Source organism: Massilimicrobiota sp. An142, from assembly GCF_002160725.1.
Lineage (GTDB): Bacteria > Bacillota_I > Bacilli_A > Erysipelotrichales > Coprobacillaceae > Allocoprobacillus > Allocoprobacillus merdigallinarum.
The window spans coordinates 75,744-91,269 of the sequence record NZ_NFLD01000006.1 but is presented as its reverse complement, the minus strand read 5'-3'; the positions used below and the strand labels follow the sequence as shown (position 1 = coordinate 91,269).

Below are 15,526 nucleotides of genomic sequence, written 5' to 3'. Positions count from 1 at the left end.
TTTTTCCCCCTTAAAATGATGCTGGTACCATCATTAATCCTTCTTTTTCATCAAAACCATACATCAAATTCATATTTTGGATAGCTTGTCCAGCTGCCCCTTTCACCATATTATCTATTGTTGAAACAACAATCAGCTGATGATATCTCTCATCATAATGTAAAGATATATCACAGAAGTTAGAGTATTGAACAAATTTTAAATCAGCCACTTGTCCTTTTGGCAAAACTCTTACAAAATACTCATCCTGATAAATCTTTTGATAGATATCATAAACATCATCAAAATCAACATTATCTTTTAATGGAACATATATTGTTGAAATAATCCCACGATTAACAGGTAATAGATGTGGTGTAAACATGACATGAACAGCCTGATGAGCCATCTTTGATAATTCCTGTTCAATTTCTGGTGTATGACGATGACTTGCTATTTTATATGGATGAAATGATTCATTACATTTAGGAAAATGGGTATCTTCTGTTAAAGACTTTCCAGCTCCTGTTGTTCCAGATTTAGAATCAATGATAATCTTTTCATCTTTTTGCATATGATTTTTTAATAATGGATATAACCCTAAAGTAATGGATGTTGGATAACATCCTGGATTTCCGATAATTGATGCCTGTTTAATCTGTTCACGATTGACTTCACTTAAACCATAAACCTGTTTTTCATGTAATTGTGGATATTGATAATCATGTTGATACCATTGTTGATAATCTTTTTCTTGATCCAAACGAAAATCTGCACCTAAATCTATAAACTTCTTTCCTTGTTCATCACATTGTTTGGCATATTTTTCACTGAGACCATGAGGCAATGATGCAAAAATCATATCAGCTTTTTCAATGACTTCCTGATCATTCGTGAATGTCATATCAAAAACTCCATAAAATGATGGATATAAATCTGAAATCATCTTTCCTTCATAACTTTGAGAGCTGATTGCAACAATTTCAACATGTGGATGATTCAACAACAAACGATATAACTCTGCCCCAGCATATCCACTAGCACCGATAATTCCTACTTTAACCATGATTCAACGCCTCCAATTGTTTTTCCATTCTTGCGATGGCTTTTTGGCATGTTTGAGGAGCAGGTCCTCCATCAACAAGTCTATTTTCAACACAAGTTAAAAGTGATATAGCCTGATAAACATCTTTTTCAAAAACTTCATCAAAAGACTTATAGATATCAAGTGGAAGAGTTTCAAGAACTTCATCATGATCAATACAATAAGCAACAAGCTCTCCTGTTGTTTTGTAAGCATCTCTAAAAGCTTTTCCTTTTTTCACAAGATAATCTGCACAATCCGTTGCATTAATAAATCCTTTAGCTGCACATTCTTGCATACGTTGTTTATTCACTTTCATTGTGTTGATCATATCACTAAAGACTGGTAAACATAATTTCACCTGATCAATCGCATCAAATAAAGTTTCCTTATCTTCCTGCATGTCCTTATTATAAGCAAGCGGTAAACCTTTCATCATTGTCAGTAATGTAGAAACATCATTGATAACTCTGGCACTTTTTCCTCTAACCAGTTCCGCAATATCTGGATTTTTCTTTTGTGGCATGATGCTTGATCCTGTCGCATAAGCATCGTCCAGTTCAATATATTTAAACTCCCATGAACACCATAAAATGATTTCTTCACTCAAACGTGATAAATGCATCATAATCATAGCCAAATCATTGGCTAGTTCAATCGCATAATCACGATCACTGACACCATCTAATGAGTTATACATAATATCATTCATATGAAGTTCCTGTGCTACAAAATGACGATCAATAGGATATGTTGTCGTCGCTAATGCCCCACTACCTAATGGTGAAACATTGAGTCGTTTCATGCAGTCATCCAATCTTGTATAATCACGATAAAACATTTCTACATAAGCCATTAAATGATGGGCAAAGGTAATAGGCTGAGCACGTTGCAAATGTGTATAACCACACATAATGGTATGTGTATGCTGTTTAGCCTGATTGATAAGCACATGCATCAATTCCATCAACATACCCTGAATATCTTTGATTTCATCACGTGTATATAACCTTAAATCTAAAGCAACCTGATCATTACGTGATCTGGCAGTATGAAGTTTTTTACCACTTTCTGGGTATCGCTTTGTGAGTTCTGCTTCAATAAACATATGAATATCTTCAGCATGAGGATCAAATAACAAATCACCATTTTCTAATTCACATAATATGTCATCTAATCCCTTTAAAATTTCAGTTAAATTCTGCCTAGAAATAATGCCTTGTTTTGCTAACATTTTAGCATGTGCCTGACTCCCCATAATATCATGTTTATACATTCTTGCATCAAATGATATGGATGAATTAAAAGCATTCACATTGGCATTGATTTCTTTTTTAAATCTCCCTGCCCATAACGCCATATTTTCAACTCCTATTTCTTTCTTTGTTGATCTAATAAAGCTTTCACTTTAATAGGTAAACCATATAAATTAATAAATCCTTGAGAATCCATTTGATTATAATCTTCATCTTCTCCAAATGAAGCTGTCTGTTCACTATATAAAGTATCTGGTGAAGTCATACCAGCTCCCATAATATTTCCTTTATATAGTTTTAATTTCACGTCTCCATTGACTGTCTTTTGTGTTTCATCAATAAAAGCAAGTAATGCTTTTGTTAGTGGTGTATACCATTGACCGTTATATAAAATATCTGCTAGCTTTTGAGAAACCTGATATTTGAAATGTTGTGTTTCTTTATCAATTGTGATTTCTTCCAAATCAGCATGTGCTTTATAAAGAATTGTTCCACCTGGTGTTTCATAAACACCTCTTGATTTCATACCAACTAATCTGTTTTCAACCATATCAATGATGCCAATACCATTTTCTCCGCCAATTTTGTTTAAAGCAGTAATCAAATCAATACCATTCATTTTTTCACCATTTAAAGCAACTGGAATTCCTTTTTCAAAAGTAATTGTAATATATGTTGGCTTGTCTGGTGCTTTTTCTGGTGTGACACCTAATTCAAGAATCTTGTCATACATAGGTTCATTTGCAGGATTTTCCAAATCTAATCCTTCATGTGATAAATGCCATAAGTTTTTATCCTTAGAATAATTTGTTTCTTTATTAATTTTTAAAGGAATATTTCTCGCTTGGGCATATTCAATTTCATCTTCTCTACTCTTTAATTCCCATACTCTCCATGGTGCAATAATATCTAATTCCGGTGCAAAGGCTTTGATTGTCAGTTCAAATCTGACCTGATCATTTCCTTTACCTGTACAACCATGACAAATGGCATCTGCCCCTTCTTTTTTAGCAATCTCTACTAATTTTTTCGCAATGATCGGTCTTGCTAGAGAAGTTCCTAAAAGATATTTTCCTTCATAAACAGCATTGGCTTTGATAGCTGGGAAAATAAAATCATTCACAAACTCTTCCTTGCAATCAGCACAATAATATTTAGAAGCTCCTGTTGCTAAAGCTTTTTCTTCTAATCCATCAAGTTCATCTCCTTGACCAACATCCCCAGCCACAGCAATCACTTCACAGCCATAATTTTCTTTTAACCACGCTATAATAATTGATGTATCTAATCCCCCTGAGTAAGCTAATACGACTTTTTTATATTGTTTCTTTTCCATTGTTCATTCTCCTTTTCATTATTTTGTATTTCTCTTTTATTATATTTATTCATTTTTTCTATCAATCGCCGCAATTCAATCACCCTCTCTATAAACAAAAAACCTCTGGATCTCTCCAGAGGTGCATATACACGGTACCACTCTAGTTGTTAGAAAAACTAACCACTCTATCCCTTAACGCAGGTTACGTTCCATTATACTCTCATTTCTAATGGACTCTCACAGGTGCGTTTCATTCCTTTCCACTTAGTAGCCTTCCACTCTGTACTACCTCGCTTGAAGCGTTCAAGAAATTACTTTTCCTGCTCAACGATTTTTAATATGCGTTAATCATACATGGATAGCTTTCTTTTGTCAATATATTTTTTTATTTTTTCCAAATATAACAAGTTTTTTTATGAAAATGCAAATTATATAATAATTTTTCTTTTAAACAATCCTTGAGAATCTTGCGTTTCCATCTCACAACACTCTTGATCATAATAATAACATTGGAAACTTGATAAAGATACCAATCGATCAATATTTTTTCTTGATGGTCGGTAATTAGGAGATAATGACCAAGCTGCACGATAATGTTTCATTGCTAGGGCTAAATCTCCTTGTTTTTCTGCTAAAATGCCTAGTAAATTCTGTGGTTGAGGTGCATGTGGATAATTCACTAATGCCTGAACAACTAACTCCTGACATTCAGAACGATCCTTTTCAATAAGACTTTTAACCTTTTCTCCTAATTTTTCTAAAACTATATATTCATTTCTATTTTGTTTCATATAACTCACTCCTTATCTTCACTATTATTATAAGAAATATATTGTGAAGTGAGTGTGAGAAAACAAAAGCTTGTGTGAGAATGCTGTGAGAATTTAATCACTCTTTTCAATCTTCATCATACGATAACCTATCCCTACATGTGTCTGAATATAACTCACACCACTTTTTTCTGGTTCAATCTTTTTACGCAAATTAGCCATAAAAACACGTAACGAAGCGACATCACTATCAAAAGCACTTCCCCATATTTCTCGTGTTAAATAAGTATGCGTTAAAATTTTTCCGATATTTTTTGATAACAAATTTAATATCTTATATTCAATAGGTGTTAAATGAATTTCTTCTCCCTTAAGAGTCACACAACTTGAAGCATAATCAATCTTTAAATCTCCATTTTCAAATATATGGTTGTTTTTTGCATCACTATTCCATATATATTCTGTTCTTCTTAATGCGACACGCAATCGAGCCAATAATTCTTCTACCGAGAATGGTTTTGTCAAATAATCATCTGCTCCAACATCAAGAGCTGCCACTTTGTCACTTTCTTCTCCTCTGGCACTAAGAATAATGATTGGAATTTGTGATTTTTCACGAATTTTTTGAATCACTTCCATTCCATCTATATCAGGTAATCCCAAATCTAGAAGGATAACATCAGGATGTTCAGAGGCAAACTCTAGAAGAGCTGATTCTCCATTATCAGATAATATATATTTATAATTTCTTGTCTGTAATGTAATAGCAATCAAATTACGAACGGCTTTATCATCTTCCACAACTAATATTTTTGGACTATTCATGTATTTCTACCTCCTGTGCCGGTAAAGATATCTGAAAAACTGTTCCATGAGGCGAATTATCATAAACTTTAATTTCCCCATGATGTGCCTGCATAATGGACTGACAAAGAGATAATCCCAATCCTAAACTTCTGCGACTATCTGCGACTTGACGATTAACAGTATAAAACATATCAAAAATATGTTCCTTATCTTTATCATTAATGCCATTTCCTTCATCAGCAATATCAATATAGATGTTTTTATCTTTAAGATAACTCTGTATAGTTATTGTTGTATGATCAGGTGTATATTTGATAGCATTATCTAAGATATTCATAATGACTTGAACAATCAGTCTAGCATCTATTTTAGCAAGTAATATATTTTCATCTTGAATAACTTGAATATGATGTTGTATTCTGCGTGTATTGATATGCTTAAGTGCTTCATTAATCACATCTTCTATTAATTCTACTTTTAGATTCAAATTCATTGATCCATTTTCTATACGAGTTACAGACAATAAATTTTCTACAAGATTAATAAGCCATAAAGAATCATCATAAATATCGCTGTATAACTGCTTTTTTTTATCTTCATCTAAGATTGTACCCGTACTTAATAAAATTCCTGCATTACCAGAGATAGAAGTCAGAGGAGTTCTCAAATCATGAGATATAGAACGTAAAAGATTAGCTCTGAGTTGTTCATTTTTGGCTTTTAAATCTGCGGTTGCTTTTTCCTTAATAACACTTTCATTTTCTAAAGAAAGAGCTAATTCTCCTAAAATAGAAAGCATAATATTATTTTCATATGAATCTAAGGGCTTGCCATCAATATATATACCGATAATACCATAAATTTTATCTCCAATACGTACTGCTAAATAAAGGCATAATGCATTGGATAATGTTTTCGTTGTCGCTCCAGCATGTTTATTATTTTTGAGAACCCATTTTGCAACAGCTTCTTCATTTTGAAATATGGATGTATCCTTTGGCGATTGGCAAAAAATAAGTGGTTTTTCTAAATTATTCTTTGAAACAGGATAGAAAATAATATCCCTTTGTAATAATTTCATAAGTGAATGACATGTTACAGAAATAATTCCTTCTTTATTTTTTTCCTTCTGTAGTTTTTGATTTGTTTCTAATAATATTTTCATACGATAAGCATTTTGTGCTGAATCTTTTGCACTTGTTTGTAACTTATTTGTCATACTGCTTGTAATAAAAGCAACAATAAACATGATTATAAATGTCACGATATACCTTGAATCATAAGCTCTCAATGTTAATCTTGGACTTGTAAAAAGAAAATTAAAAATCAAGACACTAATGAATGAAGATGCTAAACTATAAATTCTTCTTGTCGTAATCAATGCAGTCATTAAAACACCTAAAATATAAATCAGTATAATATTAGATTCTTTAAAATCAAGATAGTAAAAGATTCCACCAATCAATGTGGACAAAATCAACATACCTGCTGTTCGCATGAAATCTTGACGATTAAGTGTTAATTGTGGTCTTACTAACTTAAAAATAGACCTTTCATCAATATAAGGTATAACATATATTTCTAGTTGTGGTGCTAATCGAACTAATTGCTCAGATAATGAAGAACATTGAAAAAAATGCGTTGGACTTTGACCTAGCACAATTTTGGTAACCCCAGAGATTCTAGCATATTCAGCTATTTCAAATACAACCTTATTATCATTAAGCACTTCAATTTGTGCTTGTAAGTCTTTTGCTAGAGATATATTTTCTTGTAGATACTGATATTCTTTTTTAGAAAGCTTTTTATCCAATGGTGCAATATATAAAGCTGTTAATCTTGCTTGATATGTATTTGCAAGTTTTGCTGCTGTTCTTATGACTTTCGCATTTGAAGGTGATGGTGACAAGCAGACTAAGATATGCTCAGAATTTATAAAATGAGATTTAGAAGGTAAGGAAGTTAACTTTTTTATTCTTTGTGCACAACATTTGATTGCTAACTCTCTTAATGCTTTTAAAGTTTCTACTGAATAATGATGCTCATATTGTGGCTCATTATCAATAAACTTAACTTGATGTGCTTGTTCAAAAAGATAATCAGGTATTGTTTCACTTGAATGCTCTCCTGTTATCTTATTAATATCATCTTGTAAACTCACTATATCTTGTACATTGGCAGTTGTATAAACATCAATTCCTGCTTCAAGTATTTCAAGAATATCTTGATAACGTTTTAAATGCCTAGAACCATTTCTATTTGTATGAGCCATATGATCAATCAATACTATATGTGGATGTCTCGCTAAAATAGCATCTATATCTACCTCTGGTGAAGATAGCATTAACTGACGATTGGGAACACATTCCAACCCCTTTAAAATCGTCTCTAACCCTTCTACATTTTCTATATACCCCACAACCACATCATTAGACATATCTGTCAATTCCTTAGCTTCTTGTAACATTGCATATGTTTTTCCAGTATGCATTGCATAGCCAAAAAATATTTTTAAACGCCCTTGATGTTTTTTTTCTTCATTCATGAATATTATTCACCACTCTTTTTTTGTCTAACCATACGATAACCAATACCTATATGCGTTTGAATATATTTTTGATCATCCGCATACTGTTTATCAATCTTTTTTCTTAATGTTGTCATATAAACACGCAATGAGGACAAATCTGATTCCAATGCATTTTTCCATATTTTATCTAAAATAAACTGATAAGTTAAGACTTTACCAACATTTTTTGCTAAAAGGCAAAGCAAATTATATTCTATTGGCATTAAATGTATTTCTTTTCCTTTTAAAGATACTGTCGCTGATAAATAATTAATTTTTAAATCACCATTTTCAAAAACCGTTTCTTCTTGAGTCGTCATATTTTGTAAATATTCAGCTCTACGTAAAGTTGAACGAACTCTTGCTAAAAGTTCATCAATATTAAATGGTTTTGTTAAATAATCATCTGCTCCTGCATCCAATGCAGCTATCTTATCTTCATTACTACTTCTTGCACTTAAAACAATGATGGGAATAACCGAAAACGTACGAACTGTTTTGATAATATCTATACCATCTTGATCAGGTAATCCTAAATCTAATAAAATAATATCGTAATGATGTGATGTCATAGCCAATAAAGCACTCTCACCATTAATCATAGCATCAAATTGATATCCATGTGTCTGCAAAGTTGTAGACACAAGATTTCTAACTGAATGATCATCTTCTACAACCAATATATTCGCCTGCATATTTTCTTCCTTTTCCCCTTTAAATATATTTATATTTTACTATATAGCTATTACGAAAAAAAGTCTTTTCTATATAAACAAGACCAAAAAACTCCACTTGGATAAAGTGGAGTTTTTCATTAAATCATATCTATTTCTTGTGCAACCATTAAGTTTAATTTTAAAACATTGACAGTTTCTTCTCCAAAAATACCTAAGAATTTTCCTGAAGTATTTTCTTCAATCATTTTTTCTAATTGTTCTTGAGATAAACCTGTATTTTTAGCAACTCTATCCATTTGTACTTTAGCAGCTTCTACTGAAATATGTGGATCTAATCCTGATCCTGATGCAGTAATAATGTCAGAAGGAATATCTTCTTTGCTTACTGTAGGATTTTCTTCTAAGAATTTTTCAATATCTTCATCTAATCTTTCTTTCAAAGCAGGATTACTTGGTGCATAGTTGTTACTTCCAGATGATAAACCTGCATATTCTCCACTATCTTTTTGTTCTTGTGTATAAGTATTGTAGTTGTAAGCTGAAGGTCTGCAATGGAACAATCTTTCATCAGTAAAATCTTGTCCAACAATTTCAGAACCCACTGCTTTTCCATCTACTTCAACAAGACTTCCATTTGATTGACTTGGAAATACAACTTGTGAAACTCCTGTTAATACCATGGGATAAATAAATCCACATATCACAAACATTGCTATTGCAAATAGAAACGCCAATCTAAAGTGTCTTAAAAACTTTTTCATAGTTTACCTCCTATAATCCTAATAAAACTAATAATGGTGCAATAATCATATCAATAATCTTAATTCCTAAAAATGGACAAATCACTCCACCTAATCCATAGATTAGCATATTTCTTCCAAGCATTTTAGATGCACTCATAGGTTTATACTTAACACCTTTCATTGCTAGTGGAATCAAACATGGAATAATCACTGCGTTAAAAATCAATGCAGATAAAATAGCACTTTCAGATGTTTGTAATCCCATGATGTTAAGAACACTTAATTGTGGTATAACAGCTTGGAACATGGCTGGTATAATTGCAAAGTATTTTGCAATATCATTAGCAATTGAGAAAGTCGTTAATGATCCTCGAGTAATTAACAACTGTTTACCAATTTCTACAACTTCCAAGATCTTTGTAGGGTCAGAATCTAAATCAACCATGTTTGCAGCTTCTTTGGCAGCAGATGTCCCACTATTCATAGCAATACCAACATTAGCTTGGGCAAGTGCTGGTGCGTCATTTGTTCCATCACCAGTCATGGCTACAATCTTTCCTTCAGATTGTTCTTTTTTAATTGCTTCAATTTTATCTTCTGGTTTACATTCCGCAATATAACCATCAACACCTGCTTCAGCAGCAATAGTCGCAGCAGTTAATGGATTATCTCCAGTACACATAATAGTTTTAATACCAATTTTACGCAAACGTTCAAAACGTTCTACTAAACCAGGTTTTACAGTATCTTTTAAATAAATAACACCTAAAATTCTATAATCTGCACATACAATCAAAGGTGTTCCACCAAGTTTTGAAACTTCATCTACTTTTAATGTTAAATCATCTGGTACCTTACCACCATTTTCTTTAACATATTGAATCATAGCGTCACCGGCACCTTTACGAACAACATGTCCATCAGTCGTATTCACACCACTCATTTTACTAGCAGCAGTAAATTCAATAAATTCAGCATTTTCATAATTTTTTCTTTGTAATTGACAACCGAATTTTTCTGCCAATTCAACAGTAGATTTTCCTTCAGGTGTGTCATCACCTATAGATGCAATCCAAGCGTATTCAGTGAGTTCTTCTTTTTTAATACCTGATACAGGGATAAAATCACTAGCCAAACGATTTCCAAAAGTAATAGTTCCTGTTTTATCAAGAATCATTGTATCAACATCACCACATGCTTCAACTGCTTTTCCTGACATAGCAATAACATTAAAACGTGTTACTCTATCCATTCCCGCAATTCCAATAGCACTTAATAAAGCTCCTATTGTTGTAGGAATCAAACATACAGTTAATGCGATTAATGTTGAAATTGGTATTTGTACTTCTGAATAATTAGCCATTGGATAAAGTGTTACAATAACGATTAAGAAAATAATTGTTAATGAAACTAATAATGTGTTTAGAGCTATTTCATTAGGTGTTTTTTGACGTGAAGCCCCTTCAACTAAAGCAATCATTTTATCCAAGAATGAATGCCCTGGTTCAGAAGTAATTTCCACTTTAATCCAGTCTGAAACAACCGTTGTTCCTCCAGTGACTGAAGCAAAATCTCCCCCACTTTCCTTAGTGACTGGTGCCGATTCACCTGTAATCGCAGATTCATCAATACTCGCAATTCCTTCGATGATTTCACCATCATTTGGAATTAATTCTCCAGCTTTTACGAGAACAACATCACCTTTTTGTAATTCACTAGCTGAAATCATTTCTTCTGATCCATCCCCGTGGATAAGACGAGCTTTTGTATCTTTCTTTGTTTTCTTTAATGTTTCAGCCTGTGCTTTTCCTCGTCCTTCTGCAACAGATTCAGCAAAGTTAGCAAACAATAAAGTAATAAACAAAATAATCGCAACAATCGCATTATATAAACTTAAATTATCTCCCTTATCATTAAATAAATGTGGGAAAAAGACAAGAATAGTACAAATGACAAATCCAACTTCAACAACAAACATAACTGGATTTTTCATCATATACATAGGATTTAATTTTACAAAAGCCCCTTTGATAGAAGAACCAAGAATATCTTTTGTAATAAATTTTGTTTTTTTTTGACGACTCATATATTAAACTAAACCCCTTTCTATAGACCTAAGGTCAATCCCTCTGAAATTGGTCCAAGAGCTAAAGCTGGTAAGAATGTTAATGCTGCAAAAATATAAACAACAAAAACTAAGATAATAGCGAAAGTCCAAGTATTTGTTTTTAATGTACCAATTGACTCGTTCACATCAATTTTATTAAATAAACTTCCAGCAATAGCTAATTGAATAATAATTGATAGATAACGTCCTAAAAACATAACTAAACCACAAGTAACATTCCAAAATACTGTATTATCCGCTAATCCTTCAAATCCAGAACCATTGTTAGCTGCAGATGATGTAAATTCATACAATACCTGTGTTAATCCATGAAAACCAGGATTTGTAATTCCATCTAATCCTGCTTGAACTGAAACAGCTAAAGCGCTAAATCCTAATATTAATAAAGGATGAATAATAATACATAGTGCTGCTAATTTCATTTCTTTTCCTTCTATTTTTTTACCTAGATACTCTGGTGTACGTCCAATCATTAAACCACAAATAAATACACCAATAATTGCATAAATCAGCATATTCATAAGACCTACACCAACACCACCAAAGACAACATTTAACATCATATGCAATAATGGAACTAATCCACCTAATGGTGTTAATGTATCATGCATATTGTTAACTGTTCCTGTTGTAAATGATGTCGTTACAGTTGTAAAGAGCGAAGACTGGGCAACTCCAAATCTTACTTCTTTACCTTCCATATTTCCAATTGTTTGAGTAATTCCAGCTGATGCAACTGCACTATTTCCTTGACTTTCACTAAAGAAACATAGTGCTAAACCAATAACAAACAAAATTGACATTGCCGCAAAAATTGTACGTCCTTCTTTACCTAACCAAACTTTAGAACTTGGTTTATCAAATTCTTTTGAAGCTGTTGTATCCAATTTTTTAGCTTTTCTTTCTTGATATTTATCATAAACCATATGACCAAATGTGAATACACAAGCTGCTGGTAAGAACATCATTGAATATAATTCAGCAATATTTGATAAAACTGTTGGATTTTCAAGTGGTGTTGATGAGTTTGCCCCTAAGAAACCTCCACCATTTGTTCCTAAGTGTTTAATTGATTCCAGTGCTGCTATTGGTCCAGAAGCAATATCTTGCAATTTTCCTTCAATTGTTGTTAGTGTTATATTTGGACTCAAATTTTGAGGTACTCCTTGAGATACAAGGAATAATCCAACAATGAAAGCCATAGGAATCAAGAAACGTGTTGTAATTCGTGTCACATCACAATAGAAGTTACCCATTCGTTTACCTAAGATTCCTCGAACCATTGCAACACATGCAGCATATCCAGTTGCTGCAGATGTAAACATCATCATAATGATGACAAACATTTGTGATAAATAAGATAAACCTGATTCACCAGAATAATGTTGTAAATTTGTGTTTGTCATAAACGAAATAATTGTATTGTAAGATAATGTTGCTTCCATCCCTTCAATACCATTAGGATTGAATATACCTATTGATTGAATTCTTAAAATAAGATAACCAACAAAAACTAAACATGCATTAAATAACAATAAAGATAATGCATACTTTTTCCACCCCATATTTGATGTATCAATTTTTAATATCTTATATATTCCATTATCAATACGATCAAAAAGTGGATCTGCAAATGTCTTCTTGTGAGTTGTTATATGATAAACATACTTTCCAATAGGAAAAATAATCACCACGAAGACAAGTAATGTACATACTATTTGTAACATAAACTCTCCTCCAAATTAAAATTTCTCAGGATTGATCAACGCATAAACCAAATAACTTGCTAATGCTACAATCACAATCGCTAATAACCACATATTCTTCCCTCCGTTACTTTTTATTGATCTGTTTATCATTCCAATCTACAAAAAGTTTCATAAGCAGAAAACCTATAGCTAATACAGCTACCATAATTATGTCCATCATCATAGCGTTTCCCCCTTTTGTCTTTTTTAGACGTATATATCTTAGCATAGATAAAATAAAGAAAGTGTTAAAACACCAAGCCCCCATATTAAAATCATATTAAAATTTTTATTAAAACTTTTTTATTTATAAAATTTATGTACAATAAAAAATAAGGAAGTGGTAGATATGGAAACAATAAAAAAAGGACGTCTAAAAATATTTTTCGGTTATTGTGCTGGTGTCGGTAAAACATTTGCGATGCTTGAAGCTGCTCATCAAAAATCTGTACAAGGTGTTGATGTTGTTATAGGGTATATAGAGCCGCATGATCGTAAAGAGACTACCGATCTTATTTATGGTCTAGAACAGATTCCTAAAAAGAAAATTATTTATCGCGATCGTCTTTTCTATGAATTTGATTTAGATGGTGCTTTAAAAAGACATCCTCAACTTATTCTAGTCGATGAATTAGCTCATACCAATGTTCATGGTTCAAGACATCAAAAACGTTATAGTGATATTGAAGAATTATTAAGAGCGGGTATTGATGTTTATACAACAGTGAATGTACAACATTTAGAAAGTCTACATGATATTGTTGAAAGTATTACAAGAATCAAGGTTAATGAAAGAATACCTGATCATGTTTTTGATGATGCTGATGATGTCAAATTAGTAGATATTGAAATTGATGATTTAATTGAGAGATTAAAAGAAGGGAAAATCTATCATAAACAACAAGCCAAAAGAGCTTTGGAACATTTCTTTATTAGAGATAATCTGACAGCTTTAAGAGAGATTACATTAAGACGTTGTGCTGATCGTGTTAATATCGTAACAGCCAAACAAAATCAACCTTTTGCTAAAGAGCATATTCTTGTTTGCATTGGAAGTTCTCCAACTAATCAAAAAGTTATTCGTACAGCTTCGCGTATGGCTCAGGCTTTTCATGCAGATTTTACAGCTTTATATGTTGAAACTTCAAAAAGTAATAATCTCTCTAAGAAAGCCTTAGCTCAACTTCAGTCGAATTTAAATTTAGCCAAACATCTCAAAGCAGATATTGTTTCTACATATGGGGATGATGTTGCATTTCAAATAGGTCAATATGCCAAAACAAGTGGTGTCTCTAAATTAGTGTTAGGTCGCTCTTATCAAAAACCAACTTTAATCAAAAGAAGTACCATTGTCGATCAATTAACGATGAATGCTCCAAACCTAGAAATTTATATTATTCCAGATCATCGTTCAACGGCACAAAAGAAATCTGTAGATTTATCAAAATTTATCAAATTTTCATTAAAAGAAACAATTTTAGCTCTATCTATTTTTCTTATTACTACATTACTAGGTTTTATTTTCTATGAAATACATGTCAATACAACAAATATTATTTTACTCTATGTTTTAGCTTCATGTTTCATTGGTATTGTCACATATTATCCAATATACAATCTCATCTCAACCTTTTTAAGCATTATTGCTATTAACTACTTCTTCATAGATCCAAGATTTACCTTTAATATGTCCTCATCTGATTATCCATTCATTTTTATTGTCATGTTCATTGTATCAATATCCATTAGTACAATGGCTCACAAATTAAAGAAAGAAAACCTTTTAGCCTCTATTCATGCACATAGTATGGATATTCTATTAGAAACAAGTCAAAATTTACAAACGAGCAATTCTTATCAAGATATTATGAATATTACATGTTTTCAACTATATAAAATGTTAAATCGTATAATTATTTTTTATCCCGTTAAGAACAACACACTCCAAAAACCTATGATTTATGGTCCACATATCACTTCAGATATTAAAAGAGAATACATTAATCATAAAGAGTTAGCTGTAGCCCAGTGGGTTCTTGTCAACAATAAAAATGCCGGTGTTTCAACCAGCACTCTTCCCGCTGCTAAAGGATTATATCTTGCTGTTAGAAAAAAGGACAATATTTTTGCAGTGATTGGTATTGCTATGGAACAAGGTGAGGATTTAGCACCTTATGAAAAAGCTTTATTGAAAGCTATTTTAAATGAAATCGCTTTAGCTATTGATGCAATTTATAAACAAGAATCTCATAATGAAATGATTTTAAAACAACAATTAAATGAATCTTTGGAACATGAAGATATGTAACATCATAACCATATTCTTAAATATTCTTCTCAAGATAATTCTATTATAAAATCATTAAGACAATAGACACTATAAAAACGTCAATAACAATCTTTTATGATATTTACTGACGTTTTTATAATACCTTCATTGTTTTATT

12 protein-coding genes and 1 other annotated feature are annotated in these 15,526 nt (G+C 31.8%); of the genes, 1 reads left to right on the top strand and 11 read right to left on the bottom strand.

The genetic code is table 11. The features are described 5' to 3' along the window. Positions 1-10 precede the first annotated feature (10 nt). The 11 genes from argC to kdpF form a co-directional block, all read right to left on the bottom strand. Positions 11-1,045 (bottom strand): N-acetyl-gamma-glutamyl-phosphate reductase, encoded by a 1,035-nt coding sequence (argC, locus tag B5E87_RS04250; RefSeq protein WP_087243688.1) that lies wholly within the window; start codon positions 1,043-1,045, stop codon positions 11-13. Continuing rightward, a complete protein-coding gene (argH, locus tag B5E87_RS04245) occupies positions 1,038-2,423 on the bottom strand; it encodes an argininosuccinate lyase (protein WP_087243687.1) in 1,386 nt (461 codons plus the stop codon). The genes argC and argH overlap by 8 nt, the downstream gene beginning before the upstream one ends. A gap of 11 nt (positions 2,424-2,434) precedes the next feature. Continuing rightward, positions 2,435-3,655 carry an argininosuccinate synthase gene (locus tag B5E87_RS04240; protein ID WP_087243686.1) on the bottom strand — a complete coding sequence of 407 codons (1,221 nt, stop codon included), beginning with the start codon at positions 3,653-3,655 and terminating at the stop codon, positions 2,435-2,437. A gap of 114 nt (positions 3,656-3,769) precedes the next feature. Further along, positions 3,770-3,974 (bottom strand) — a binding site (T-box leader). Positions 3,975-4,065: 91 nt separating this feature from the next. Then, complete coding sequence (locus tag B5E87_RS04235; protein WP_087243685.1) at positions 4,066-4,428, bottom strand: tetratricopeptide repeat protein; 363 nt, start codon at positions 4,426-4,428, stop codon at positions 4,066-4,068. A 93-nt stretch (positions 4,429-4,521) separates the two neighbouring features. Beyond that, positions 4,522-5,232 carry a response regulator transcription factor gene (locus B5E87_RS04230; protein ID WP_087243684.1) on the bottom strand — a complete coding sequence of 237 codons (711 nt, stop codon included), beginning with the start codon at positions 5,230-5,232 and terminating at the stop codon, positions 4,522-4,524. Further along, complete coding sequence (locus tag B5E87_RS04225) at positions 5,225-7,759, bottom strand: sensor histidine kinase (RefSeq protein WP_087243683.1); 2,535 nt, start codon at positions 7,757-7,759, stop codon at positions 5,225-5,227. Before B5E87_RS04225 ends, B5E87_RS04230 begins: the two co-directional genes overlap by 8 nt. Positions 7,760-7,764: 5 nt before the next feature. Next, entirely contained in the window at positions 7,765-8,478 is a 714-nt protein-coding gene (locus tag B5E87_RS04220; protein ID WP_087243682.1) for a response regulator transcription factor, read from the bottom strand. Positions 8,479-8,597: 119 nt separating this feature from the next. Then, entirely contained in the window at positions 8,598-9,221 is a 624-nt protein-coding gene (gene kdpC, locus B5E87_RS04215; RefSeq protein WP_087243681.1) for a potassium-transporting ATPase subunit KdpC, read from the bottom strand. Between the two features lie 10 nt (positions 9,222-9,231). Then, positions 9,232-11,289 carry a potassium-transporting ATPase subunit KdpB gene (kdpB, locus tag B5E87_RS04210; RefSeq protein ID WP_087243680.1) on the bottom strand — a complete coding sequence of 686 codons (2,058 nt, stop codon included), beginning with the start codon at positions 11,287-11,289 and terminating at the stop codon, positions 9,232-9,234. A gap of 20 nt (positions 11,290-11,309) precedes the next feature. Beyond that, positions 11,310-13,058, bottom strand: a complete 1,749-nt coding sequence (locus B5E87_RS04205) for a potassium-transporting ATPase subunit KdpA (protein WP_087243679.1) — start codon at positions 13,056-13,058, stop codon at positions 11,310-11,312. A 15-nt stretch (positions 13,059-13,073) separates the two neighbouring features. Next, positions 13,074-13,151: a K(+)-transporting ATPase subunit F gene (gene kdpF / locus B5E87_RS15680; protein WP_143746615.1), complete on the bottom strand. Its 78-nt coding sequence runs from the start codon at positions 13,149-13,151 to the stop codon at positions 13,074-13,076. Between the two features lie 277 nt (positions 13,152-13,428). On the opposite strand from kdpF, the gene B5E87_RS04195 reads away from it, so the two are divergent. Then, the gene (locus B5E87_RS04195; protein ID WP_191492496.1) at positions 13,429-15,387 is read left to right on the top strand and encodes a DUF4118 domain-containing protein; all 1,959 of its coding nucleotides are present in this window, start codon (positions 13,429-13,431) and stop codon (positions 15,385-15,387) included. Positions 15,388-15,526 lie beyond the last annotated feature (139 nt).